Below are 25489 nucleotides of genomic sequence, written 5' to 3' on the forward strand. Positions count from 1 at the left end.
CACTTCATTCGTCTCGGACACGCGAAGCGGTCTCGCGGGTCGGCTCCGGCGGGATGCCGGTATCGGCGTCAGGCGCCGCCGCGACGGCATTTCCCGTCGAGGTTCAGGTACTGGATACTCCGAAGTCCGGCTTCGAACCACGTCCCGGCGGACGTGGTGCCCTCGTATCCGTAAAGGAGGATGCGGATGGCATCGTCGGGCGAAACCAGATTCGGCGGGTCTCCCGCCTCGAAAGTCCAATTCCGTGACGGCTCGCTGTCCGCGCCAAAAGCGGTCCGCGTCCCGTCCGCCTCGATCTGGTTCACTTGGGCGAAGGCCGGAGCTTCGTTGGCGCGCGAGGTCGAGAAGGTGAACCCGACCTTCGGAGCGCGGCCGACGAAATTGTAGAATTCACAGTACAGCGTCGGCATCGCAGACGTCGTCGCGACGACACCGGGTGCTGGCTGGGGGTGGTCCAAGCCACGCAACAGGAGAGCGGCAAACCCGAAGGCCGCCAGGGCAGCCGCGCCCGATACGGCAAGGGTACGCTTCATGGCCTCGACCCCATCGCTGTGGGCGGAACCTACTCCGCCTCAGACGACGAAAGGGAGGATGGATACCCATCCTCCCCCATCCATGCCCCGACCGACCGGAAGGCCGGGCGACCGAAAGAAAAGTTCGTTACTCGGCAGCTTCCTGCAGCGGCACGACGGTGACGAAGGCACGACCGCGCTTGGTCATGAAAAGCACCCGGCCATCGGTCTTGGCGAACAGGGTATGATCCGTACCCATGCCCACATTGGCGCCGGGATGCCACTTGGTGCCGCGCTGGCGCACGATGATGTTGCCGGCGATGACGGCTTCCGAGCCGAACTTCTTCACGCCGAGGCGCTGGCCGGCGGAATCGCGGCCGTTGCGGGACGAGCCGCCTGCTTTTTTATGGGCCATTGTGGCTTACTCCGAAATCTCGAAAAACGATCCGACCGTCAGGCGCTGATGCCGGTGATGCGAACCACCGTGTGGTGCTGGCGGTGGCCCCGCTTGCGGCGCGAGTTCTGGCGGCGGCGCTTCTTGAAGGCGATGACCTTCGCGTCGCGGCCATGGCTGACGATCTCGCCGGTGACGCTGATGCCCGAGAGCAGCGGCGCGCCGATCTGAGTGGCGCCAGCGCCGTCGGCGAAAAGGAGCACGTCCCCGAAGGTCACGGTGGAGCCGGCTTCACCCTCGAGGGTGGCGATCGTGATGGTGTCGTTGGCGGCAACGCGATACTGCTTGCCGCCCGTCTTGATGACTGCGAACATCGTTCTCTTTCGTGTTCTCTGCCGGCCTCCCGCTCACCGTCAGGTGAACCTGGACCGTCTTCTTGTTCAGGTCATCCGCGACACCGGGTCGAGCCGGGCGCGAACGCGAAACGCGCGGACTTCGTCGAGGAAGCCGCGCATTGCGCTGGTGCATAGGCGCGATGGGGGTGATTTGTCAATGCGATGCCGGTTCGGGCAAGAGCCGCGTGCCACGAATTCAACGCTTGGTCAGCCCGCCCAGCACATTGCGAAGGATCGCGTTCCCCACCTCCGTTCCAACCTTGCGCGCCATGGAACGGGCAGCGTTACCGATGACCTGTTCGGCGAGGGTTTGTGGAGGGCGGCGCCCCTTTGCAGCGGGTTTCGAGCCGAAGACGCTGCCGAGCAATCCACCGAGCATGCCCGTCAGACCGCCCTCGGCTTGCTGAGCCGCCTCTGCCGGCGCGGAATCCAAACCCTTGCGCTTGGCCAGGATCTCGTAGGCGCTCTCGTTGTCGACCGCCGCATCGTACTTCCCCCGCACGGGGCTGTTCGCCATGAGGCTCGCTCGCTCGGCCGGCGTGATGGGGCCGACGCGGCCCTGGGGCGGAGCGACGAGGGCCCGCTCGACGATGGAAGGCGTTCCCTTCGCTTCGAGGAAGCTCATCAAGGCCTCGCCGACGCCGAGTTCGGTGATGGCCTTGGCGACATCGAAACCCGGATTCTGGCGAAACGTCTCGGCCGCCGACTTCACCGCACGCTGGTCGCGCGGCGTGAAGGCGCGCAAGGCGTGCTGCACCCGGTTGCCGAGCTGACCGAGAACCGACTCGGGGACATCGAGGGGGTTCTGGGTGACGAAGTAGACGCCGACACCCTTGGAGCGGATCAGCCGCACCACCTGCTCGACGGCATCGAGAAGCGCTTTGGGCGCATCGTCGAACAGCAGGTGGGCCTCGTCGAAGAAGAAGACGAGCTTGGGCTTGTCGAGGTCTCCCACCTCGGGCAATTGCTCGAACAGCTCCGACAGCATCCACAACAGGAAGGCGGCGTAGAGCCGGGGCCGCTGCATGAGCTTGTCGGCGGCCAGGATGTTGACGATGCCGCGCCCTTCGCGGTCGGTCTTCATGAAATCGTTGAGGTCCAGGGCCGGCTCGCCGAAAAACTGGTCTGCACCCTGATTCTCCAGCATCAGCAGCTGACGCTGGATGGCCCCCACGCTCGCCGCCGAGGCGTTGCCGTACTGGCCCGAGATCGCCTTCAGGTTCTCCGAGACGTAGAGCAGGAGGGCACGCAGATCCTTGAGGTCGAGAACCGGCCATTCGTTGTCGTCGGCAATCCGGAAGGCGATGTTGAGGACGCCCTCCTGGGTGTCGTTGAGTTCCAACAGGCGGGCGAGAACCAGGGGCCCCATCTCGATCACGGTCGCGCGGATCGGATGCCCCTGGTCGCCGAACAGATCCCAGAACACCACCGGGAAGCGGTCGGGCTCGTACGGAATACCAAGCTGCTCGGCACGTTCGACGAAATGAGGCTTCGCTTCCCCGGCGGCGGCGAGCCCGGACAAATCCCCCTTGATGTCGGCGGCGAAGACCGGGACCCCGGCATTCGAAAAGCCCTCGGCCATCACTTGCAGGGTCACGGTCTTGCCGGTGCCGGTGGCGCCCGCCACGAGGCCATGGCGGTTGGCGAGCCGCAGGGTGAGTGCCTCCGGCTTGGTGCCGCCCCCCTTCAGGAGACTCTTGCCCACGAGGATTGTGCCGTCGCCCTGCATGATCGCCCACTCCCCGATGCTGAGAAGCGGCGTGCCGCCTCGCTCAGGTGGGTTATGCGGCCTGGGCGCGGCATTTTCCAGCAACAGAGGCCTGACGCGGCTGCCACCCTTGATTTACCCGCGGCAAGGCCGGACAGACAAAATCCCGAATGCTCTGGAGCGACCCGAGATGGAAGAGTTGATTGCCCGCGTCACCACCGTGACGGGGCTGGACGCCGCGACCGCCCAGACGGCCATCGGCCACATTCTGGCCTTCCTCCAGAAGGAAGGGCCCGCCACCGAAGTCAGCCAGCTCCTCGCCACCCTTCCCGGTTCTGAGACCACCATTGCGGAGTCCAATGCGGGCGAAGGCGGCGGCGGTCTGATGGGCATGCTCGGTGGCATGATGGGCGGCGGCGTGATGGCGCTGGGTCAGAAACTCATGGCGGCCGGTGTCCCCATGGGCCAGATGCAGCCGCTCGGCCGGGAGCTGTTCGCCTACGGCCGCGAGAAGGCCGGCGAGGACGTCATGGGGCCCATCGTCGGCTCGATCCCCGGCCTGAATCAGTTCGTCTGACCATCCATTCGATCCACTTCGGCGGCTACGCACGTGCGGGCTGCCGGAGAGGTGTCGGCTAAGCGCCTCAACTCGCTCTCGCACTTGGCGAATCCGTGTCATAAAAGCGTGTGCGCCGCATGGTGTTGTGGCGTCCCGAAGGCGTGAGGTTCAGGGCTCCGGGGTGAGCCCGTCTCGCGATCCCGACAGGCGGATTCGACCATGGTTCCGAACTTCGCGCGAGAGGCATCCGCGGCGTGGCTCACCGGTTGGGAGACGCACGTTCATGCGCCCTTCACCCGAATGAAGCGCAAGCGCAGCGAAGCAGGCCTTTTGGGAGTGCCCACCCCACACGGGCGGGCGCTCATCCCGCCCGGTTCCGTACCGATCAAGTTCACGCCGCGCCTGAAGAAGCCGTTCCCGGCCCCAGGCCTCGATCCGAGCCTCGGACGCATCGGCAATCTCGAGGTTCGGCTGGCGACTTCCGTGTCCGAGATTCGCCGGGCGCAGCGCCTGCGCTACCGGGTGTTCTTCGAGGAGATGCAGGCGGTGGCCACCGGCCTGTCCCTGCTTTCGCGCCGGGATATCGATGCCTACGACACGGTCTGCGACCACCTCCTCGTCATCGATCACGCAGCCACGGACGAGACCCCGTTCCGGCGCCCCCGCCCGAAGGTGGTGGGCACCTACCGCCTCCTGCGCCAGGAGACGGCCGACCGGCATTTCGGCTTCTACACGGAGGCCGAGTACGACATCGCGCCCCTCCTCGCCGCGCATCCGGGCGAGCGCTTCCTCGAACTCGGCCGCTCCTGTGTCCTCAAGCCCTACCGGACCAAGCGCACGGTGGAACTGCTCTGGGCCGGAATCTGGGCCTACGTCCAACACCACCGCATCGATGCCATGCTCGGCTGCGCCAGCCTGGAGGGCACCGATCCGGACCGCCTCGCCCTCCCCTTGAGCTTCCTCCATCATCACGCCCGCGCGCCGGAAGGCTGGGGCGCCACGGCCCTGCCCGCACGTTACGTCGCCATGGACCGCCTCGCCCGCGAAGCCGTGGACCCGAAAGCCGCCCTTCAATCCCTGCCGCCCCTGATCAAGGGCTACCTCCGGGTCGGCGCGACCTTCGGCGACGGGGCCGTGGTCGATCATCAGTTCGGCACCACCGACGTATTCGTGGTCCTGCCGGTCTCGGCCATCGCCGCGCGCTACATCGATCATTTCGGCCCCACCGCGAACCGCAAGGCCGCGTAACGCGGCTTGCGGGAACCGCATCCCTCCGGCAACCCGGTCCCGCGGGCCGGAGGGGCGGGACGGATGCGGGGCTATCGATACGAGGCGCTCGACGGTGTGCGGGGTCTCGCCGCGCAGGCGGTGGTGCTCACCCACGCGGTGGAGATGGCGTTCCTGCCCACCCATGGGACAGGAGCGGCCATCACCGGCTGGATCGGCCGAGTCTCGGTGATGACCTTCTTCGCCCTCAGCGGTTTCGTCATCGCCACGAGTCTCGGCCGGATGGCCGGGCGGGATGGCCGCTTCCTCGTGCCCTACGCGGTCCACCGGGTGGCCCGCATCGCGCCCCCCTTGATCTTCGCCATCGCCCTCACCTTCGCGGTGGGCATCCTCGGCCGGGCCGGCCTCCCCCTCCTGACCCGGACGGGGGAGCCTTACACCATGGGCGTCCTCGCCTTCCTGCGGGGCATCACCCTGACGTTCGCCCCCAGCGACGCGACCTTCGTCATCGACAATCCGCTCTGGTCCCTGCGCCAGGAGGTCTACCTCTACGCGGTCGCCGCCTTCGCCACCCTGGCCATCGTCGGGCGTGGAGCCTGGCGCGCCACGGGGATCGTCCTCGCTTCGGGGCTCGTTCTCGTGACGGCCAATCGGTTCTTCTACCTGCAATCCCTGGCCCTGTTCGGGGCGGGCGTGGGCGCGGCCCGGCTCGGGGGACATCCCGGCCTACGCCGGCTGGCGGCGACACCGGTCGTTCTCCCCATCGCGGGGCTCGCGCTCGGCGCACCCCTGGCCTTCGCGGCGAACCCCGGCTTCGTCGATGCCATGAGCGCGTGGGGGCCGTTCCTCGCCTACCAGGCTGCACTGGGACTGCCCCTGGCCGTCGCTCTGCTCGGTCTGGCGACGAACGAGGCGCCCGCCGCACGGACTTTCGCGCGCTGGGAAGGCGCAGCCTCGTTCTCCTACACCCTCTACGTGGTGCACATGCCGATCCTGGTCCTGGTGTTCTCCGTTCGCGCCCACTTCGGCTGGGCGTCGGGTCGGACCGGCGATGTTGCGACCTTCGCGGCGGCGTGGCTCGTGGCCCAGGCTGTTGCGATCGCCGCCGCCCGTGCCGTGGAGCGTCCGAAGCCGGCACGGGCGGCCCTCTTCGGCGCTCTGTGGCGGCTCGGATGGGCGCAGCCCACCCAGGGCCGGGCCTGAAGTCTAAGGCGCGCGCGCATCCGCCACGAGGGCGGCCAGTCCCTCGCGGTAGGTCGGATAGGCGAGATCGACGCCGAGTTCCTCGCGGATCAGCCGGTTCCGCACGCGCTTGTTCTCGCCGTAGAAGCTGCGCGCCATCTGACTGAGATCCGCGGTCTCGAAATCGATCTCCGGCGGCAGGGGCAGGCCCGCGAGGCTGGCTGCGTGCTCGGTCACCACCTGTGGCGCGGTCGGTGCGTCGTCCGTGACGTTGTAGACCGCCCCGGCCCGGGGCCGGTCGAGGGAGGCGAGCAGCGTGGTCGCGATATCGTCCACATGGATGCGGTTGAACACCTGTCCGGCCTTGATGATCCGCTGCGACTTGCCCTCGCGCAACTTGACGATCGGGTTTCGGCCAGGCCCGTAGATGCCGGCCAGGCGGAACACCTGCACGGCCTTGTTGGACTCGCGCCCAAGGGTGAGCCAGGCCGCTTCCACGGCGAGGCGCCCGTGCGAGCGCTGGCTCGTCGGACGCGGCTCCGTCGTCTCGTCGATCCACGCACCCTGCTGGTCACCGTAGACGCCGATGGTCGAGAGGTAACCGATCCAGCCGATGCGACTCTCGCGAATGGCATCGCCGTAGCCAGTCAGAACCGTGTCGCCCTCCCGCCCGGGGGGAGCCGAGACGAGGAGCACATCGGTATCGGCGAGATCGGCGGCGATGCGGTCGTCGTCGCCGTCCGGCCCGAACGTCCGAAGAGCCACGCCGGCGAGGCCGGCCCCGGGCCGCGACGGATCGGTCACCGTGGCACGGACCTCGGCGAAGCGGCCCGAGGCCCGTTCGACGAACCGGCGAGCCGTGAAGCCGAGGCCGAAGACGAAGAGGTTCATGAGTCTCGTAGTTCCTGCGCGATCGATCCCAACGGGCCATTCTGAGTCAGGCCGTTCTGCCATTCAGCCCGGACCGCGTCATCCGTTTCCTGCCGACCGTGCTCCTCGAATGCGGCCCGCAGGGCGTCCGCGTCGAAGAGGCGGGTGGCGGCCCAGACCGCCATGCCGCGCACCAGGGGCGCGGGATCGCTGAGGCAGCGTACCACCTCGGGTGCGAGCGCGGCCGATCCGGAATTGCCGATGGCGATGAGGACGTTCCGCAGGAATCGGTCTCGGCCCGTGCGCTTGATCGGGGTCCCGGCGAACCGCGTCCGGAACCCTGCGTCGTCGAGCCGGGCCAGATCGGCGAGGGGGGGAGCCGCCAGGTCGGCCCGCGCGGCGAGCCGCCCTTCCCCCGCGATCGCCGCGAACTTGTTCCAGGGACAGACCGCTAGGCAGTCGTCGCAGCCGAAGATGCGATTGCCGATGGCGGCGCGAAACGCGCGGGGAATCGGACCCTCATGCTCGATGGTGAGGTAGGAGATGCAGCGTCTGGCATCGAGCTGGTAGGGCGCCGGAAACGCGTCGGTCGGACAGATATCGAGGCAGCGCCGGCACGAGCCGCAATGGTCGGTCTCGGGCGCGTCCGCCGCGAGATCGGCCGAGGTGTAGATCGCTCCGAGCAGGAGCCAGTTGCCGTGGGCGCGCGAGACGAGGACCGTGTGCTTGCCCTGCCAGCCGAGGCCGGCGGCCTCGGCCAGGGGCTTCTCCATCACCGGCGCGGTGTCCACGAACACCTTCACGCGCACGTCGCCCTTGGCCGAGAGGTAGCCCCCGAGTTCCTTGAGCTTGCCCTTCATCACCTCGTGATAGTCGCGCCGCTGCGCATAGGCCGCGATGGCGCCCCGGTCGCGCCGGTCCGACGCCGCGAGGGGATTTTCCTCCGGCCCGTAGCTCATGCCGAGCATGATCACGCTGCGCACCCCCGGCCACAGGGTCGCCGGGTCGGCGCGCTGGTCGGCCCGGTCCACCATCCAGGCCATGTCGCCGTGATGGCCGGCGGCGAGCCATGTCGGCAGGCGCTCGACCAGGGCCGGCACCGCATCGGGCCGGGTCACGCGCACATCGTCGAAGCCGAGGTGCCGGGCGCGGGTCTCCACGGCCCGGCGCAGGTCGTCCCCCGCCAGAATCTTGCGCGGTGGACGGACTTTCGTCGGGCCGTCGGTCAGAAGTCCAGGTCCGCGTAGTGGTCGGCCGGCGCCATGCCCGGCACCCGGTCGGCCAGGAGCGTGCGGAAGCACGGGCGCGACTTCACCCGTGCGTACCAGTCCCGCGCCGTCTCGTCCTCGTCCCATGGTACGTCGCCGAGGTAATCCACGCAGGAGAGGTGGGCGGCCGCCGCCAGATCCGCATAGGTCAGATGGTCGCCCGCAATCCATTTGCGGCGGGACATGAGGTAGCCGATGTACTTCAGGTGATAGCGCACATTGGTGCGCGCCGCCCGGATGGCGTTCATGTCCGGGGGCCCGCCACCCGCGGCACTGTTCATGAAGCGCTTGAAGATCTTTTCCGTGACGAGGTAGCCCGTCACCTCCGCATCGAACTTGACCAGGAACCAGTCGAGGAGCCGGCGGACCTCGACGCGGGCCGCCGTGGTCTCGGGCAAGAGGCGCCGGCCGCTGAGGCCGAGCCCCCGCGTCTCGTCGAGATACTCGGCGATGATGCCGGCTCCCGGAATCGCCAGCCCCGATTGCTCCACCAGCACCGGCGTCGTGCCGGCCGGGTTGATGATCAGGAAGGCGTCGCGCCGCTCCCACGGGCGTTCCTCCAGCAGGGAGGGCTCCATCCCCATCTCGGCAAGCACGAGGCGGATGAAGCGCGAATGGGGGCAGAAGGGGGAGTGGTGAAGCGTCGCCATCGAGGCCGTTCGGACGGGGGAAGCTGCCGGGGACGAGCCGTATCGGGCCCCTCGCAGAGGGTCGCCCCTCCAGACTTATTGCTCGATCGTTGCCGCCTCATTAACACGCTCAGCCAAAGGCGGTAACCATCCGTCAACCGTCATGGTCGATGGCTCGGATTGAATCCGAGGCCGTGCCCGGCGCGTGACCTGCGTGGCCACGCCGCGACACAATGCTCTACAACTTGAAGCGAGGCGATACGATGATGGATGCGATGAGCATCGCGAAGGCGGTCGTCCTCGCCGTGGTGGAAGGCGCGACGGAGTTCATCCCCGTCTCGTCCACGGGGCACCAGCTCCTGGTCGGCCACTTCATCGGCTTCCAGTCGCCCAACAACACCTTCGAGGTGCTGATCCAGCTCGGTGCGATCCTGGCGATCCTGGCGGTCTATTTCGGGCGTCTGCTCGGCATCGCCAAAGCTCTCCCGAGCGATCCCAACGCCCGCCGCTTCGTGTTCGGCATCCTCCTCGCGTTCCTGCCGGCGGCCATCGTCGGCGGCCTCTTCTCCAAGTACATCAAGTACTACCTCTTCAATCCGTGGATCGTGTGCGCGACCCTCGTGGCGGGCGGCCTCGTCCTCCTCGTGCTCGACGAGACGGATCTGGAGGTGAAGAAGCGCGACGTGTTCGACTTCTCCCTGCCGATGGATTTCAAGATCGGCCTGTTCCAGTGCATCGCGATGATTCCCGGTGTGTCGCGCTCCGGCGCCACCATCGTGGGTGCGATGCTCATGGGTGCCGACAAGCGCTCCGCGACGGAATTCTCGTTCTACCTCGCGATCCCCACCATGGCCGGTGCCTTCGCCAAGGACCTGCTCGACAACTACAAGAACCTCTCCCGCGACGAAACCGGCCTCATCGTCGTCGGCTTCATCGTCGCGTTCTTCTCCGCCCTGTTCGTGGTCCGTACGGTGCTCGACTACGTCTCCGCCCACGGCTTTCGCCTGTTCGCATGGTGGCGCATCATCGTCGGGTCCCTCGGCTTCTTCGGGTTGATCGTCTTCGGTTGAGGCGCGCCACGCCGGCGAGGACCGGAGGGCAATTCCGAGACCGGGCCGGCGTATTCGATATCCGGGATCGGGGGCGATTGCTTCGGCGTGCGCCACCGTGCAAGGGCTTTTCCGGACATTGATGCTGTGACCGGCCCTCTGCGGCCGGTGCCCCGATCGAAGGCCCGAACGATGGAAGACCGTCCCCTCGCCGACCTGTTTCCGCCTGCGACCCGCGAGCGCTGGCTCGGCCTCGTCGACGGCGTGCTGAAAGGCGGGGATTTCGAGAAGCGCCTCGTCTCGAAGACCGCCGACGGCATCCGGGTCGAACCCCTCTACGAACCGGCAGCCCCCGTAGCCCAGCCCATGCGGGCGCCCGGGCCCTGGCGCATCGCGCAACGGGTCGATCACCCGCAGGCGGAGCCTGCCCAGGCGCTGGCGCTCGCCGATCTCGAAGGCGGCGCCGATGCCCTGACCCTCGTCTTTTCAGGTGCCCCCTCGGCCAGGGGCTACGGACTGAGCGCCGCCACCGTCGAGGAACTGGACGCGGCGCTCGCCAGCGTGATGCTGCCCCTCATCGCCATTCGCCTCGATGCGGGCGGCCGGGGTGTCGAGGCCGCGACCCTGCTGAAGGGGGTGGCCGAGCGGCGGGGCGAGGCCCTGGCCGGCCTCGACCTCGATCTCGGTCTCGATCCCATCGGCACTTTCGCGGCGACGGGCCGCCTCGGCGCGGACTTCGCCAAGGACCTGTCGGATACGCTCGCGCGCTTCGACGAAGCGGGTTTCGACGGCCGGGTGGGCCTCGCCGATGGGCGCCCCTACCACGAGGCCGGTGCCAGCGAGGCGGTGGAACTCGCAGCCAGCCTCGCGACGGCGGTCGCCTACCTGCGCGCGCTCGAAACCGGCAGCCACGATCTCGCCCGTGCCCGCGACGCCATCGCGATCCTGTTGGTGGCCGATGCCGACGAGTTCCTGACCATCGCCAAATTCCGGGCCATGCGCCGGCTCTGGGCCCGGGTCGAGGCGGCCTGCGGGCTCGACCCCAAGCCCTTACGGCTGCACGCGGAAACGGCGTGGCGGATGATGAACCGCAACGATCCGTTCGTGAACATCCTCCGCACCTCCATGGCGGCGGGGTCGGCCGGCCTCGGCGGCGCCGACAGCGTCACCGCCCTGCCCTACACGGCGGCCCTCGGGCTCGCCGACGCCTTCGCGCGCCGGGTGGTGCGCAACAGCCAGATCGTCCTGATCGAGGAATCCAACCTCGCCCGGGTCGCCGATCCGGCGGCGGGGGCCGGCAGCTTCGAGACCCTGACGGACGAGCTGACCCGGACTGCCTGGAGCGCGTTCCAGGCCATCGAGGCCGAGGGCGGCATCGTCGCGAGCCTTCGCGCCGGCACCCTCCAGGCCCGGATCGCCGAGACCGCCGAGACCCGTACGCGGAACGTCGCCACCCGGCGTGAAGCCCTGACCGGGGCAAGCGAATTCCCGTTCCTGGCCGAGAAGCCGGTGACCGTTCTGGACGTCGCACCAGTGCCCGGAGAGGCCGTTCCGTTCGGCGCGGGCGAGACCCTCACCTGCGCGCCCCTGCCCTCGCGCCGTCTGGCCGAGCCCTACGAGGCGCTTCGCGATGCGTCCGATACGCACCTCGCCGCGACCGGCAAGCGACCGCGGGTGTTCCTCGCCAATCTCGGCGCGGTGGCGGTGTTCAATGCCCGTTCGACGTTTGCCGCCAATGCGTTCGCGGCCGGCGGCATCGAGGCGGTGAACGAGGACGGGTTCGAGGAGGCCGAGGCCGCGGCGCAGGCGTTCACGAAATCGGGGGCCCGCATCGCCTGCCTGTGCTCGTCGGACGCGGTCTACGCCGCCAGGGCGGTGGCGGTGGCGCAGGCCCTGAAGGCGGCCGGCGCTGAGCGGATCTACCTCGCGGGCAAGCCCGGGGAGCTGAACGACGCGCTGAAGGCGGCCGGCGTCCACGACTTCCTGTTCGCCGGCTGCGACCTGCTGGCCCTGCTCACGGAGGCGCAAGCTGCGGCACGCTGAAGACCAAGCTGTGGCGCGCTGACGACCAGACCGCGGTACGCCGAAGCCGCAACCGAACCGGCGTCCGGGGCGTTCTACGAGCGTTGCCGTACTATCTCCGGAGCGGAAAACCATGCGCCTTCAACTTCTTACCGCTGCCCTCCTGGTTCTGACGGGACCTGCGACGGCCGCCACCAAGAAGGTCCAGGTGCCGCATCGGTACGATGGCGCGTGGAGCATCGAGGTGGTCACCCTCGACGGGCCGTGCGACCGCGCCTACCGCTACGGCGTCCAGATCCGCCGGGGTGAGGCGACCTATGCGGGCGGCGAGTTCAGCATCAACGGCCGGGTCTCGGGCAACGGCTCCGTGCGTGCCGTGATCAGCCGGGGTTCGGACAAGGCCGACGTGGTGGGACGGCTCGGGCGCCAGGGCACGGGCGGCGGAACCTGGAACACCACGGGTCTCATCGGCTGCAGCGGACGCTGGAACGCCGAGCGGCGCAGCTGACACAGCGTGGAACGGCGCATCCCACCCTGCGCCGTCGCGCGGACCGGTCCACCCCTGTGATGCGCCGGTGACACGACGGGCGCAAACCGCGCTGATCGGCATCCCGGCCCTGTTCCCGCCGAAATTCCCACGGAATACTCGTTCGGATTCGAAGCAGGGTTCGATCGGGGCGTGGCGCGATGAAGACTGGCTTGCTCGGGACGATTCGGCTGTTGGGCGCCATCGCGGTCCTGACGGGCTTCGGGTCCGAGGCCGGGGCCGCGCCCCGGAATCCGGCCCGACCGCACGCGGTGATGTCCCCCCTCGAAACCGCCGCGACGGCGTGCTTCGCCGAGACCATCCTGGCGAATCCCACCGCGATGAAGCATGCGCGGGCGGGGCGCTGGTACGAGGCCGCCGGGGTCATCGGCTTCCTGTGCCGGCCGGAGGTCGACGCCATGGTGCGGGCGCATGACGGACTCTACGGCCGCGGCAGCGGCGAGCGGTTCTTCCGCACCGCCTACACCCGCCACCTCGGCGAGCAGCTCGCCGGCCAACTCCAGCCGGTGCTGACGCGCCAGGATGTCGCCAGCGCCGAACCCGCCTTCGAGCGGGCGGAGGCCGCCCTGGATACGGCCGACATCCTCGCCGTGAGCCGGACGGCCGAATAGGACGCGGACCTGGGTTTTTCCTTCAGGTTCGTGCGATAGGGTACGGCATCGGTGCAGCGTTGCACGGATGGAGCGACCCTTCATGTTCGTGGCACGGTGGTCCGAACCGGATTTTCCCTCGGAGCCGATCCCGGCGGGGCCGTGGGGCGTATCCTCCACGGCGGCGGACCCCCTCGTCGGTCTGCTCGACACCCTGCGGGGTGCGGTGGGTGTCGCGTGCGCGGAGGTCCGCCTCGCCGACGGGGTTCTGGTGCGCAGCGGGACCGGTCGGGCCGAGCCGCGATGGCTCGTGGACATTCCCCTCGGACCCGACGGGGACCTTGGCACCCTGAGCCTGTTCGATCCCAGCCTGCCCGGTCTGTCCGAGGCCCAGGGCGCGTGCCTGTCGGGCTACGCCCTCGCGGTGGCGCTCACCCTCGCGCGGCGGCAGGACACGGCGGCCCTGGCGCGGGCGAAGTCCGAGTGCGCCCTTCTCACCGCCATCGTCCGCGACCAGGGCGCGGCCCTGGCCGAATCGCGAAACACCTTCGAGGGCGCGGCGCGGGGCGCCCGGATCGGCGTGTGGGAGTGCCGCCTGTCCGACGAGCGCCTGACCTGGACGGACGGCGTCTACGACCTTTTCGAGATACCGCGCGGCGACCGTCTCGACCGCGAAGCCACCCTGCGCTGCTACCCGCCGGGGTCCCTCGCGACGATGCAGACGCTGCGGAGCCGGGCCATCGCCGAGGGCGGCGGCTTCCACCTCGACACCGAGATCGTCACGGCGCGGGGCCGGCGGCGCTGGATGCGCCTCACCGCCACGGTGGAGTGCGTGGACGGCGTGCCCATGCGAATCTTCGGCATGAAGCAGGACATCACCGAGGAGAAGCGCGAGGCGGACCGCACCCGGCACCGCGCCGAGTTCGACGACCTGACCGGGCTTCCCAACCGCAGCGTGTTCCAGGCCGGCCTCGCCGCCCTCGACGGGCCCGGTGCCGACGCGGTTGCCTTCGCGGCCCTGCTGCTCATCGACCTCGACGGGTTCAAGGCCGTCAACGACACCTTCGGGCACGCGCGGGGCGACACCTGCCTGACGGAGGCGGCCGCGCGCCTGCACGACGCCTGCCGGCCCGGCGACCTCGTGGCCCGGATCGGCGGCGACGAGTTCGCGGTCCTGCTCCACGGGCCCCTCGAAGCCGAGGGGTCCGAGGCCTGCGCCGACCGGATCATCGCCGCCCTTGGCACCCGGATTGAGGGCAACGGCCGCGTCGTCCACCTTGGGGCCTCCATCGGCATCGCCCGGACCGGCAGCTGCGGCGCGGCCGAACTGTTCGACCGCGCCGACGGGGCGCTCTACGCCGCCAAGGCCACGGGCCGGAACACCCACCGGAGTTTTTTTCCACGGATGTCGGAGTCGGCCCCCGCCGGCTGACACCTCGGCGACGGGGCGGCCGTGGCGGTGCCATCGATCACGCGGATCGCCGGAAGGTGAGAGGCGGGGCCGGCTCCCCGGGGCACGCCGTCGAAGCCCGTCGGTCTCGCACCGGAAGCCGTACATCAAGGAAGCCGCGTGGGACGTTCATCCCGGATCCGCCGACGGCCGGTCGGAACCCTCCCCCACCAACGCAAGCACCGCATCCACCAACGAGTTGTGGTGCGCCGTCGACCAGACCAGGGCGCTCGCTAGGCGCCCGTCCCGGCTCCTGGCGCGACGCTGGCTCTTGGCGCAGTGGCGGCTCATGGGCAGCCTGCTCGCCGCCTTCTCGGTCCGGCTGATGTCCGAGGCGTGACGGGACGTATCGGCCGAGCGACGACGCACGGAAACCCGCGCCACCCGGCCCCGATGCCCGGGGCGGGTGGCGCGGCGAAATTCCCTCGGGCACCCCCGAGGGGGTGGCGCCGGGCGGTCAGGCGTCGTCAGCGTCGAGGATGGTTTCGAGGTCGCCCGTCAGGGCTTCGAGCTGCTCGGGCGTGGCCACGATCTTGAACTTGGTGCCGTCCTCGGCCTCGACGGCGATCTCGACATGGTCGTCGACCTTGGCGGCGATGGCCTGCTTGAGCGTGTAGACTGCGGCTTTCTCGGTGGCGGCCATGTGATCTCCAGCTGGCGGGTGCGCGTGCGTGATTGGGTTCGCGGCAGGCAACGCGGCGGAGGCCGCGAGGAGCCTGCGACAGAACCTCCCGCGCCGTCACGGGAGGGCCGGACCGGCCTCCGACCCGATGGCCTCGGGACCGAGGACCGCCACGATCGTCCGGCAGGCCGGGTGGTCGGGTCCGGATGCGGCCAGGGGCGGTGCCGCCTGTTGCCAGACGAGGAAGTCGGTGCCGGTCCGGCTGCCGCCCATGGCGTAGAGGGCGGAGCGCCCGGCCCGCGCCCGCCGGCCCGCCACCACCACCTGCATCCGGTAGTATTGGCGCGGCGAGGGCACCGGCCCGGAGGCCTGCGGGAGCGAGCGCAGCGCCGATGGCTTCACCGTCCCGATCAGGGCCGCGAGATCGAAGCGCCCGCCCTCGTTGTAGACCGTGAGGACGGGGGCCAGGGTCGCGGCGATCTCGGGCGTCATGGAGGGCAGGCGCTCGATCTCGTCGGGGCTGGCGAAGGGGGCGTTCTTCGGACCTCGCGCCAGGCCGCGGGCGCGGTACTGCGGCGCCTCCGCTCCGCCGTTCGGCTCGGGCACGTCGTCGGCATCGCGGTAGTCTACGATCTCGGCGGCGAGGGCGAGCACCGTGGCGTCGGGGATTCCGAGGAGGCGGAAGGCCTCCTCCATGGCCGGGCGCGGCGTGGTGTTCACGTCGATGAGCCGGCCCTGGTCCTGCAGCGACAGCCACGCCGTCCGCCCCGGCGCGAGCCGGCAGACCACGACGGTCCCGTCCTCGGGCAGCGCCAGCCCGGCGGCCCGGTAGGTCCGCTGCATGGCGAGATCGTAGGCGAGGAACCGGGCGATCCCGTCGGCCACGCCCTGCAGGCGAAGGCTCGCCGCCCGCGCCTGGGTCAACGCCGTGCCGGAGCGGGCCTGCAGGATCGCGGTGGTGAGGATCGCGCTGACTACCGCGAGGAGAACCAGCACCGAGACGAGCACGAAGCCCGCCCGTCCGCCTTCCGCCCCGGGGCCGGCTCGCCGGACCTCCGCCGCTTCGCGCCGCGCCGTCACGGCCGGTCCCCGAACGCGACGAGGAGGGGCGGCCACCGGCGCCGGTCCCCCGGCGGGAACGCCACCGAGATCTCCATGAGGGTGGGCTGGCGCTCGTTCGGCCGCCAGGTCGCGTGCCAGGACGGGCGGGTTCCCTCGGCCTGGGCGCCGAAGTAGCGGATCTCGAAGCCGGCGACGCGCTCCAGCAGAACCTCCGTGCGGGCGCCGGCGCCGGGCGCGGCCTCCGACGGCGCGCGGGTTTCCACGAGATCGACGGTGCCGTCCGCGCGCGGACGCCCGCTCAGGGACACGGCGATCTCCTCGGTCCGCTCCAGGGACGCGTCGGCGCCGATCACCGCGGTGAGCCCGTCGGGGCCGCCGCGCAGGGGGGGGCGACGGCCGTCGACGCGGCGCCGGGCGAGGCCCCCGAACGTCCGGCGCAGGTGATCGCGGACGGATTGCACGTCCTCGGCCCGGGCGGCCGTCGCGGCGGCGACGGAGGCCGAGCCGGCGATCCGCATGGTGTTGATCAGCAGAACGCCGATCAGCGACGCGAGGGCGAGGCAGACGATCATCTCGACCAGGGTGAAGCCGGCCCGGCGCGCATCGACACATGCATCGACCCATGCATCGGCGCTCTCGTCGGCGCGGGCGTCCGCGTCCATGTCAGCCATCGGGATCCCCCGTGACCACCGTCGCGAAGACCGGCTCGCCGTCGGGGCCGCCCCGGGTGACCCGGATGCGCCAGAGCGGCGGCGCGCGCACGAGGCCGAGGGCCGGGCGGGCATCGCTCACCGCGAGGGTCCAGGGTGCACCGTTGGAGAAGGCCCCCTGCGTCAGGCCGGGCGCGAGGCGCCCCTGCGACAGCCGCCGCAGGACGACGCCCTCGGCCTCGTCCACGGCGACCCGCACCGCATCGACGCGGCGGAGTCCCGCGACCAGCCCGGCCCCGGTCTCGAGGGCGACGAGGGTGGCGAGGGCCGTGACCGCGAAGGCGACGAGTACCTCCACGATGGTGAAGCCGGCCGCGTCCGCGTCGGCCTCGGGGCGATCGCCCGGCCGAGGCGTCCCGGTCGTCATCGGACCTCGTCGCGGCGCACGCGGCCGGTCAGGGCGCTGACCGTGACGACGAGGCGGGCGGCCCCGGTGTCGAGGACGATGCGGCCGCCCGTCGAGCTGCCGTCGGGCAGGAAGCGGATCTCGCCCGGCACCGCACGGTCCGGCCCGTCGGCCTCCACGCTCACCCGCAGGGCGGCGGCGCCGATGGGCGCCATGCCGGCCCGGGAGCTGAGGAAGCGGCCGGTCGGCGGTTCGAAGACCAGGCGCCCGCTGCGGCCGGAGCGCAGGGCATCGGCCCGCAGCCGGCCGATCTCGGCCGCGATGGCGTCGGCGACGTGGAGGGCGCGCCGGTCGGCGCCGCCGCCCATGGAGCGGGCGGCCATGGTCACGGCGATGCCCATGATCGCGAGGATCACCAGCATCTCCACGAGGGTGAAGCCGTCCGTGCCCCGCGCCATGCCCCTCCCCTCGGTTTCCGCCCCGGTTCTCGCCCGTCGCGAACACGCGAACACGCGGACAGGGACGCCGTCCGGTGGACTGCGTCCCTGTCGATGATGATCCGACCCCGCCCGCCGGACCATCGTCGGGTCCGGCGGGCGGGGCAAGGCGGGCGCGGCCCGTTACTGGGTCACGGCCGTCGTGGCGAAGGTCTGGTTGCCCGCTCCGGTGCAGGCCCACAGGCCCGTGGTGGCGCCGACCTGCGTCGTCGCGCCGAGGACATCGAGGCAAAGATTCGCCGCGACCGACAGGTAGGCGCTCCCGTTCCCCTGTGCCCGCGTCGCCCAGGTCTGGTTCGCACCGCCGTGGCAACCCCACTGGTAGACCCGGCTGCCGTTGGCGAGGGGTGTCGCGAGGCTCGCATCGAGACACTTGCCGGTGGCGGCGTTGACGAGGGCCGACCCGCCGTTGACGGCTCTCGGCCTCCAGCTCTGCTCGGCCTTGCCGGAGCAGGGCTGCTGCGAGACGACGGCGCCGTCGCTCACATCCCCGGCCGGCACCGCGAGGCACAGGCCGGAATTGGCGACCCTCAGGGCACCGCCGCTGGTCTGGGTCCCGGTGGTCGGCGTGCCGCCGCCGGTCGTGCCACCGCCCGTCGTGCCGCCCGTCGCGGTCGTGGGACTGGTGAAGGTCTGGTTGCCGCCGCCGTTGCACGCCCACACCACCGTTCCGGCACCGGCCTGCGTGGTGGCGCCGAAGACGTCGAGGCAGAGGTTGGCCGCCACCGAGACGTAGGCGTTGCCGCCGCCCTGGGCGCGCGGGGTCCACGCCTGGTTCGTGCCGCCGTGGCAACCCCACTGGTGGACCCGGCTGCCGTTGACGAGGGGTGTCGACAGGCTCGCATCGAGGCACTTGCCGGTGGCGGCGTTGACGAATGCGGACCCGCCGTTGACGGCCTGGATCTTCCAGGTCTGCTCGGCCTTGCCGGAGCAGGGCTGCTGGGTGATGGGCGCGCCGTCACTGGCGTCACCGGCCGGGATGGCGAGACACAGGCCGGAATTCGCCGCCTTGAGCGGGCCGCCCCCACCGGTGCCGAGGCCCCCGGTTCCCCCGCCGGTGTCGGTACCAGGATTGGCACCGGTGCCGCCGGTGCCGGTGCCAGTCCCCGTGCCGCCCCCGCCGGCCGTGGTGCCGCCGCCGGCCGTGCCGGTTCCCCCGGCGGTCGCCGGGGTGCCGACGATGGGTGCCGCGGATTGCGGCGGTGCGGCGACGGCGCCGAGGGCGACGATCACGCCCGGCGAGGGCACGCCCTTCTCGTCGATGGCGACGAGCTGATAGTAGCCCGGCGGTGCGATCGCCGTGTTGGGGGGTGTCTGCAGGGTGACGGTCCCGTTGGTCTGGGTGAAGCTCGCCGGGTAGCGGCGCTGCGTGGTGTTGAAGCTGTGCGTGACCTGACTCAGGCCGATCAGCACCACCTGCGCGACCCCGTTCGGCGAGGCGAGTTCGAACTGCATCGCCTGGCCGTGCTGCAGGCGGTTGGTGCTCAGGCTGATGATCTGCGGCCGCGGCGCGAGGGCCGCCCGGCCGGCGACCGTGGTGAACAGGTAGGGCGGATAGAAGAACTCCGCGTTCTGGTTGTCGACGGGGCCCGGAGCGCCGCCGCCGGCGATGAGCAGGGCGCCGTTCTGCATCAGGATCGCGGTGGAGTGGTATCCGCGATAGACCGCTCCGGACGCGCCCACCGACCAGCGGCCGGTCTTCGGGTCCCAGAACTCGGAGGCCAGTACCACGTCGCCGCCGCCGCGGTCGTTCCACTTGCTGCCGCCCGTCACGGCCACGATCCCGTTGGGCAGGATCGTCGCGTTGGCCCAGGCGCGCCCGGTGCTCATGGGCGCGGCGTCGGTGGCCACGGGAGCCGCCCCGTTGATGTCGATGAGGGAGGCGCGGCTGCTCGCGAGGAAGCCGTTGCCGTTGTCGTAGCTGTTGCCGCCGACCTGGAGGATCTTGCCGGGCTCGTACATCACCGCCGTCGAGGAGGGGCCGACGTTCGGCGCATCCGCCGCCGTGCCGGCGTTCCGCTGCGCTTCGCGGAACGGCATGGTGGTGACGGCCCCGTTCCCCGCCGGATCGAGGGTCCACATCCGCTCGGAAGAGATGCCGAAGATCCGCCCGTTGGGGGCGACCCAGGCACGCGGATACCAGAAGCGGCCGAAATCGGGGCCGAACGCCTCGCGGCTCGTGGCGCCGAACAGGCTGCGCCAGGCCCCTCCATCGTAGACCTCCGGGGTCATGCCGGTCATCCAGCCGCGGTCGATGCTCCCCTGCGGATCGGCGTAACCGCCGAGATACGGGTACGAACCGCCCATGATGATCTGCTGCCCGTTCGGCAGGGTCAGCATGGTGGAATAGTAGCGATCGTTGGCGAGCCGCGCCCCGGCGGCCGTCACGGTGTTGGCCGTGATGTTGAGGATGGCGCTGCCCTTGTCGTTGCCGGCCTCGAAGATGCCGCCCGAGATCAGGAGCGAGCCGTCGGCCTGGAAGGCATCAGTGGCGCAGAAGCTGTTGACGCCGCCCGGCCCCCGCAGGGTGAGGTGGCTCTCCCGCGCGAGGCCGCGGTAGGGGTCCCAGATGTCGAAGGTCCGGCCGTCCTGCACGCCGGGATTGCCGCCGGCGGTGCCGAAAGAGACGACCTTGCCGCTCGGCAGCAGGCCGAGGTGGATCGCGTTCATCGGCCAGTCGCGCACGCCCGACCACATCCCGGCGGTCGGTGCGTTGTCGGGGATCGCCAGGCCGGCGAGGAGCGGGTCCGCCACCGGGTTGACGACGACGCCGAAGCGGGCCGCCTGCGCCGGTTGCAGCACGAAGCTCGCCAGGATGGTGGCGGAAAGGAGCGAGGTCCTGCGGGCGCAGGCCCGGTCTCGAACCGCGTCCAGGGTCGGTGTCGTCACGAAGATCTCCTCGGCAGGTTGGATGACGATGGGCGCCGGTCCCCGTCGCGGGGACCGGTGTCGCATCGGGGGGAACCGAACGGGCAGGACCCCGGCGCGCCGGGGCGGGAGCCGATCAGAAGGGGGCGGCGTAGGGGGCGACGCGCGGCGGGCGGCCGATGCCGTCCGCGAAGGTGTCGAGCAGGGCCGCATCGCGCAGGAGGCGGTTTCCATCGACGCTGTCCCCCGCGTAGGTCATGGCGATCCGGCCGCGCCGGTCGAAGGCGAGGATCGTCGGGGGCGGTTCGGGCAGGGACGCGGCCGGGTAGCGCAGCCGGGCCGCCAGCGCCGCCGTTCCGGCCGCGTCGCCCGCGCGGAAGCGCAAGGGGGTTTCCCGGCCGACGAGGCCGTCCGCGAAGGCGCGCAGGCGTCCGGCGTCGTCGCCGGCCGGATCGGTGCCGATGGCCAGGAAGGCGACGCGGGTCCGCAGGGCCTCGGGGACCGCGCGGGCGGCCTTGTCGAAGTCGCGGGTTCGGACGACGCACCCGATGGTGCAGCCGGCGCTGACGAAGGACACGAACACCACTCGGTCGTGCAGCGGGTTCTCGCCGTCGCGCGCGGTCCCCCGGGGCGGCAGATCGGCGGACCATGTCAGCAGGGTCTCGAGGTCGCTGGGCGCGGGCTCGGCGCGAACGGAGCCGAGCGGCGTCGCCAGCGCAAGGGCGGCCAGGGCCGCCAGGACTCGAGCCGCCAGGACTCGGGCGTTCCGGACGCCCGCTCCGCGCGTCCGTCTGCTTTGGTCGCGCGCAGCGACGAAGTCGACGCCCGGCCGTCGAGTCGATGTTCCCAACCCTGCGGTGCGCGAGACATGGCCCAAGTCAGCGCAGTCGACGGCGGTGTTCGTGTGAACTCTTGTTGTGCGGAAAATCGAAACCATCGTTGCCTGCACCGAATAACGTGTCGCTCGTTCTCCTCTTGATTGACGGAGAGAAATGAAAAAACCGTGCCCCGCCTTGCTTGATCAAATGTAAAGACGCTCTTCCGCGTGGCTAGCGCACCCCATAGCTAACGCAACAAGTACAGGCCGACGCGGATCAGGGGGCTGTACGGGGGCTGTACGGGATCGAACGACGGGTGGGACGAAGCCGGCCCCGGCCAAACGAAAAGGGCCGGGGAAACCCCCAGCCCTTCCGGTCGATCGCTCTTGGAGAACGGCCCGGACCGAACGGCGCTTCGCCCTTCGGTCCGAACCTGCGCCGATGTTACTGGCGCGGGCCCTGGGTGTTTCCGGCCGCACCGAGGCCGACGCCGGTGTTGGAGCTCGCACCGGTGCCGCCACCCATGTTGCCGGCTCCGCCCGTGGCCCCCGGGGCACCGCCGACGGTACCGGTGGTGTCGCCCGTGGCCGAGCCCGTCGCGCGCTCGTTCATCTTCTCGCCGTTGCTCTTTACGCTCCCGGGATTGTTCATGTTGCCGGTGGCGCTTCCGCCGCCGGCCGGGGTCTGAGCGAACGCCGCTCCGGTGAGCGACAGGGCGAGGGTGGCGGCGAGGGCGAGTGTCGTCGTGCGCATGGTGCGTTCCATCCAATGTGTTCGTCTTGGATTGGCAACGCAGTCGGCGCAATGTCGTTCAATACGCCAAAAAAATAGTCTGCCGCTGCCAGTGTTCTATGCGACCGGCAAACGTCTTTCTCGGTGAAAGATCGCGTTTTGCGTGAGGAAACCTCGTTCCGCACGCACCGAACCGGCCACCCATCGCAGGGTCGCACCGGCGAAAGCTTGGCCGTACTGCTCCGCGCTCGGGGGAGCGGACGATGGTCAGACTTCGGCCGGTTCCGGGAGCCTGGCCTCGACCGGCACGACGAGCCCGCCGACCACCGGCCCGAGCAGGGTCTCGACGGCGCCGTCGATCCGCGCCGCGATGCCGTCCGCCTGGAGGGCCGCCCGCACCAGGGCGCGGGCCTTCTGGAACGGAAAGCCGTGCACGAGCGCGACCCCGTCGGCCACGGCCTCGGCGGTCTCAGCATACCGCGCCAGTTCGGCGTGGAGGGGCAGGCGCGCGTCGAAGAGCGGGATCGGCAGGGTGAACATGAGCTTGTCGAAATCGCGGGCGCCCTGCTCGCCCCGGCTCTGGAGATGCGCGATCCGCCGACGCACCGCCTCGCTGTTGAGCAGGGCGAGGAGGTAGAGGCCCTCGGCCCGGCTCTCCACGGCCGCCCAGTAGAGCTTGTGATCGATGATCTCGTCACCGTCGAGGAGGCAGGCCGCCGGGCGGGTGCCGGCCTTCGCGAAGACCACCCGCAGGGGGGCGATGGGAAACTGGACCGTGAGTTTTCGGTTATAGTCCCATTGCTGCTTGAGGGTCATGGTGCCGGCGCTCTTCCCGGTCCACGCCGCTTCGGCCTCGCGCAGCCAGGAGGCGGCGCGCGGCGCGCCCGCTCCGGCCGCCTGACGCGCATCGAGCAGGACGCCGTCCGCCACCGGGATCACGCCCTCGGCCGGCTCCAGCGCGCGGAACGGGGCGATGGTCGCCCCGAGGTGGACGCGGCGGAGGTAGCGCGCCTCGATGGCGCCCTGCTGTCCCGGATGGTCGCGCCAGGGCATCTTCTCCAGGGACGAGCGGCGGCTCCGCACCAGGGGCGCGCCCGGATTGGCGCCGAGCCGGCCCACGGGCACGCGCTCGACGAGGCAGAGCACACGGGGGACCAGGGAGGCCCCCTGGCGGAAGCGGTCGCGGTAGGGCGAGACGGCGGCGAAGTTCGCCGCTTCCGGCGCCGGTGCGTCGCGCAGGACAAGATGACGGTCGGCCAGGGCCTCGGGCGCATCCTTCGACGGCAGGCGGCCGGCGAAGGCCGTGACCCGCGCCGGCGTCGCCCGGGCCCGGCCGTTGGTGACCTCGGCGAACAGCACGCAGGTGGGGACCCGGAAGACCGGCGCGACCGCCTGGTTGTCGAGCACCCAACCCTCCGTGAAGGCGACGGTGAGGCCGGTCCAGTCGCCGGTGCGGAAGGCGCGAAATTGGCCCCGGCTCAGGGCCGCCAGGGGCAGAACCATGGCGACGCGCCCGCCGGCGCGGTGTCCCGCCGGGCGGCGGGCATAGAGCTCGGCGGCGCGGGCGAAGAACAGGCCGGAGAGATCGGTCTGGGTGACGAGGCGGGCCTCGTCGGGCCCGACCCAGAGACCGAGGCGCCGGGCGGTGTCGCGGAACAGGCGCTGCATCGGCCGGGCCATGTACCGATAGGACAGCCAGGGCGGGTTGCCGATGACCACGTCCACCCGCGCGCCGTCCGAGAGCGCCACGGGCCGGCTGAGGTTGCGCGCGACGAACCCCCAGACGTGGTCGCGCCCGGCCCGGCGCAGGCGGTCGTAGGTGACGTAGGTCGCCCGCAGGGTCTCGACCTGCCCGGGCGGCACGCCGAGGCCGGGCAGGCTCGCCACGAAGGCCTCGACCCGCCAGCCGGCCTCGCTCGCCGCGTGCAGGGCGGTGACCACCCGGTCGAACAGGGCCGGGTCGGCACACAGATCGAGGGGAAAGCGCAGGAGCGGCGCCCCCTTGCGGCCCTCGCGGGGATCGCGCGGCACCTCGACGACGAGGTCGCGCATCAGGCCGTCGCGGGTGACGTTCCATTGCAGGGCGTCGCCGAGATAGACCGGGAGCGAGATGTCGCCGGACCGGGCCGGCAGGGCCTCGCCGAGGGCCAGGAGATAGGTCACCCGGGCGAAGATCACCGCGACGGGATGGACGTCGAACCCCGTGACCGACGCGCAGCAGCGTGCCGCCACGGCGCCGGGCTCGACGCCCGCGGCCAGCAGGGCCCCGCGCTTGAGGCGCACGGCGTGGAACAGGAAGCTGCCCGAGCCGCAGGCCGGATCGAGGCAGCTCTGGTCCGCCGGCGCGTCGAGGGCGCGGCGCACGACCTTCCGGGCGAGCCAGTCGGGTGTGTAGTATTCGCCGAGATCGTGGCGCTGCTCGGGATCGATGAGGGATTCGTAGAGAACCTTGAGGAGATCGACGTCGACGCTGCCGAGATCGAACCGGGCGGCATGGGCCGCAAGGCCCGCCACGATGGCCTCGCCCCCCGGCGCGTCGAGGACCCAGCCGAAGAAGTCGGTCTCGACGGCGCCGTGGACGCCGGCTTCCCGGAACTGCCGCCCGGAGAGGAGGTCGGCCGGGGTGTAGCGGCCCGACCCCATGGTGCCGGCCGCGATGGCCTTGGCGAGGATCACCAGGTAGGTGTGCTGGAGCCAAAGCGTGCTGTCGTCGATGGTTCGGCCGTAGACGATCCCGAGGTGGCGCGACCACAGCTGGCGCTTGAGCACGGCCTCCGGGTGGCGCTCCAGGGCGTCCCAGGCCGCGGCGAGGAGGCCGAGGGTCCGCGCGAAGGCGGCGCTCTCGCGCCCGAGCTCGCCGGTGATGCCGATGGCGTCGGCGGGCAGCCAGTCGCGCACGGCGATGACGCCTTCGAGCCAAGCGACGAGGCGGGCCGCCTCGGCCACGCGCACGTCGTGGCCGGTAAGCGCCACCAGGACGCCGTCGCGCATCTCGTAGGCGGTGAAGGTGGCGCCGTCCGTGGCGAGGCCGACGTAGCGCTGGCCCGTCGCCCGCTCGCGCTCGGGCAGGTAGCGGGCGAGCTGCGCCTCCGCGGCCGGCCGCTCCCGGCGCAGGTCCGCCTTGATCTCGATGATCGTACGCCCGAGGAGGGCGTCCACGCGCCCGTTGACCTCAGGTATCTTTCGCTCGAACGCGATCTGCTCGCTGCGAGCGCCGAGCGCATCGGTGAGGAGCCGGTGCAGGAGGGCCCGAACCTTCTCGTGACCCGGGCGGCTCGTCAGTTCCGCCACGATGGCGGCGAGGATGTCTGCGTCGATCGGCATCGGCTGTCCCGCTGAAGGCACGGGGTAGTATCGTTACCTCAGGTTGTTTTTCCAAGAGGCCGTTCGGGGAAGAGCGGCGCCGATCGCAGCGAATGCACCGTTGTTTTC

24 protein-coding genes are annotated in these 25489 nt (G+C 70.7%); 8 read left to right on the forward strand and 16 right to left on the reverse strand.

Annotation, left to right across the window (positions count from 1 at the left end; genetic code table 11):
- Positions 1-68: 68 nt before the first annotated feature.
- The 4 genes from ASF52_RS11420 to ASF52_RS11435 all read right to left on the reverse strand — a co-directional run bounded on the left by ASF52_RS11420 (position 69) and on the right by ASF52_RS11435 (position 3030).
- Positions 69-533, reverse strand: coding sequence for a hypothetical protein (locus ASF52_RS11420; RefSeq protein ID WP_056171858.1), 465 nt, complete (start codon positions 531-533; stop codon positions 69-71).
- A 127-nt stretch (positions 534-660) separates the two neighbouring features.
- Positions 661-927, reverse strand: coding sequence for a 50S ribosomal protein L27 (gene rpmA, locus ASF52_RS11425; RefSeq protein ID WP_056171859.1), 267 nt, complete (start codon positions 925-927; stop codon positions 661-663).
- 38 nt (positions 928-965) lie between these two features.
- Positions 966-1280 (reverse strand): 50S ribosomal protein L21, encoded by a 315-nt coding sequence (gene rplU, locus ASF52_RS11430; RefSeq protein WP_056087079.1) that lies wholly within the window; start codon positions 1278-1280, stop codon positions 966-968.
- Between the two features lie 217 nt (positions 1281-1497).
- Positions 1498-3030: a helicase HerA-like domain-containing protein gene (locus ASF52_RS11435; RefSeq protein ID WP_056171862.1), complete on the reverse strand. Its 1533-nt coding sequence runs from the start codon at positions 3028-3030 to the stop codon at positions 1498-1500.
- Positions 3031-3199: 169 nt separating this feature from the next.
- Between ASF52_RS11435 and ASF52_RS11440 the strand changes: the two genes are divergently transcribed.
- The 3 genes from ASF52_RS11440 (at position 3200) to ASF52_RS11450 (ending at position 5998) form a co-directional block, all read left to right on the forward strand.
- Positions 3200-3586, forward strand: a complete 387-nt coding sequence (locus ASF52_RS11440) for a hypothetical protein (protein ID WP_056171863.1) — start codon at positions 3200-3202, stop codon at positions 3584-3586.
- Positions 3587-3787: 201 nt separating this feature from the next.
- The gene (locus tag ASF52_RS11445; protein ID WP_056171865.1) at positions 3788-4816 is read left to right on the forward strand and encodes a GNAT family N-acetyltransferase; all 1029 of its coding nucleotides are present in this window, start codon (positions 3788-3790) and stop codon (positions 4814-4816) included.
- Positions 4817-4879: 63 nt separating this feature from the next.
- Complete coding sequence (locus tag ASF52_RS11450; protein ID WP_056171868.1) at positions 4880-5998, forward strand: acyltransferase family protein; 1119 nt, start codon at positions 4880-4882, stop codon at positions 5996-5998.
- A 3-nt stretch (positions 5999-6001) separates the two neighbouring features.
- On the opposite strand, the gene ASF52_RS11455 is transcribed toward ASF52_RS11450, so the two are convergent.
- From ASF52_RS11455 to ASF52_RS11465, 3 genes are all read right to left on the reverse strand, one after another.
- Positions 6002-6868 carry an SDR family oxidoreductase gene (locus ASF52_RS11455; RefSeq protein WP_056171870.1) on the reverse strand — a complete coding sequence of 289 codons (867 nt, stop codon included), beginning with the start codon at positions 6866-6868 and terminating at the stop codon, positions 6002-6004.
- The gene (gene queG, locus ASF52_RS11460; RefSeq protein ID WP_274533791.1) at positions 6865-8007 is read right to left on the reverse strand and encodes a tRNA epoxyqueuosine(34) reductase QueG; all 1143 of its coding nucleotides are present in this window, start codon (positions 8005-8007) and stop codon (positions 6865-6867) included. The genes ASF52_RS11455 and queG overlap by 4 nt, the downstream gene beginning before the upstream one ends.
- Before the next feature lie 65 nt (positions 8008-8072).
- Positions 8073-8765, reverse strand: a complete 693-nt coding sequence (locus tag ASF52_RS11465; protein WP_056171871.1) for a glutathione S-transferase family protein — start codon at positions 8763-8765, stop codon at positions 8073-8075.
- 245 nt (positions 8766-9010) lie between these two features.
- Here ASF52_RS11465 and ASF52_RS11470 point away from each other — a divergent pair, with 245 nt between their 5' ends.
- From ASF52_RS11470 to ASF52_RS11490, 5 genes are all read left to right on the forward strand, one after another.
- Entirely contained in the window at positions 9011-9814 is an 804-nt protein-coding gene (locus ASF52_RS11470) for an undecaprenyl-diphosphate phosphatase (RefSeq protein WP_056171873.1), read from the forward strand.
- 171 nt (positions 9815-9985) lie between these two features.
- Positions 9986-11836, forward strand: a complete 1851-nt coding sequence (locus tag ASF52_RS11475; RefSeq protein ID WP_056171875.1) for a methylmalonyl-CoA mutase subunit beta — start codon at positions 9986-9988, stop codon at positions 11834-11836.
- A 112-nt stretch (positions 11837-11948) separates the two neighbouring features.
- Entirely contained in the window at positions 11949-12323 is a 375-nt protein-coding gene (locus ASF52_RS11480; protein WP_056171877.1) for a hypothetical protein, read from the forward strand.
- Between the two features lie 179 nt (positions 12324-12502).
- On the forward strand, positions 12503-12973 hold the full coding sequence (locus ASF52_RS11485; protein ID WP_056171879.1) for a hypothetical protein: 471 nt from the start codon (positions 12503-12505) through the stop codon (positions 12971-12973).
- A gap of 82 nt (positions 12974-13055) precedes the next feature.
- On the forward strand, positions 13056-14384 hold the full coding sequence (locus ASF52_RS11490) for a diguanylate cyclase domain-containing protein (RefSeq protein ID WP_082515306.1): 1329 nt from the start codon (positions 13056-13058) through the stop codon (positions 14382-14384).
- A gap of 475 nt (positions 14385-14859) precedes the next feature.
- Here ASF52_RS11490 and ASF52_RS11495 read toward each other — a convergent pair whose 3' ends face one another.
- The 9 genes from ASF52_RS11495 to ASF52_RS11535 all read right to left on the reverse strand — a co-directional run bounded on the left by ASF52_RS11495 (position 14860) and on the right by ASF52_RS11535 (position 25381).
- Entirely contained in the window at positions 14860-15045 is a 186-nt protein-coding gene (locus ASF52_RS11495) for a hypothetical protein (protein ID WP_056171881.1), read from the reverse strand.
- 96 nt (positions 15046-15141) lie between these two features.
- Complete coding sequence (locus tag ASF52_RS23235) at positions 15142-16104, reverse strand: general secretion pathway protein GspK (protein ID WP_156630090.1); 963 nt, start codon at positions 16102-16104, stop codon at positions 15142-15144.
- On the reverse strand, positions 16101-16757 hold the full coding sequence (locus ASF52_RS23240; RefSeq protein ID WP_162241025.1) for a prepilin-type N-terminal cleavage/methylation domain-containing protein: 657 nt from the start codon (positions 16755-16757) through the stop codon (positions 16101-16103). Before ASF52_RS23240 ends, ASF52_RS23235 begins: the two co-directional genes overlap by 4 nt.
- Complete coding sequence (locus tag ASF52_RS22870; protein WP_056171885.1) at positions 16750-17163, reverse strand: type II secretion system protein; 414 nt, start codon at positions 17161-17163, stop codon at positions 16750-16752. Before ASF52_RS22870 ends, ASF52_RS23240 begins: the two co-directional genes overlap by 8 nt.
- Positions 17160-17600, reverse strand: coding sequence for a prepilin-type N-terminal cleavage/methylation domain-containing protein (locus ASF52_RS11515; RefSeq protein ID WP_056171887.1), 441 nt, complete (start codon positions 17598-17600; stop codon positions 17160-17162). The genes ASF52_RS22870 and ASF52_RS11515 overlap by 4 nt, the downstream gene beginning before the upstream one ends.
- 162 nt (positions 17601-17762) lie before the next feature.
- Entirely contained in the window at positions 17763-20528 is a 2766-nt protein-coding gene (locus ASF52_RS11520; protein ID WP_056171890.1) for an RICIN domain-containing protein, read from the reverse strand.
- Between the two features lie 115 nt (positions 20529-20643).
- Positions 20644-21357 carry a hypothetical protein gene (locus tag ASF52_RS11525; protein ID WP_156630094.1) on the reverse strand — a complete coding sequence of 238 codons (714 nt, stop codon included), beginning with the start codon at positions 21355-21357 and terminating at the stop codon, positions 20644-20646.
- A gap of 412 nt (positions 21358-21769) precedes the next feature.
- On the reverse strand, positions 21770-22078 hold the full coding sequence (locus ASF52_RS11530) for a hypothetical protein (RefSeq protein WP_056172194.1): 309 nt from the start codon (positions 22076-22078) through the stop codon (positions 21770-21772).
- Between the two features lie 246 nt (positions 22079-22324).
- On the reverse strand, positions 22325-25381 hold the full coding sequence (locus tag ASF52_RS11535) for an N-6 DNA methylase (protein WP_056171894.1): 3057 nt from the start codon (positions 25379-25381) through the stop codon (positions 22325-22327).
- Positions 25382-25489: the final 108 nt, after the last annotated feature.

Source organism: Methylobacterium sp. Leaf112 (genome assembly GCF_001423295.1).
Taxonomy (GTDB): Bacteria; Pseudomonadota; Alphaproteobacteria; order Rhizobiales; family Beijerinckiaceae; genus Methylobacterium.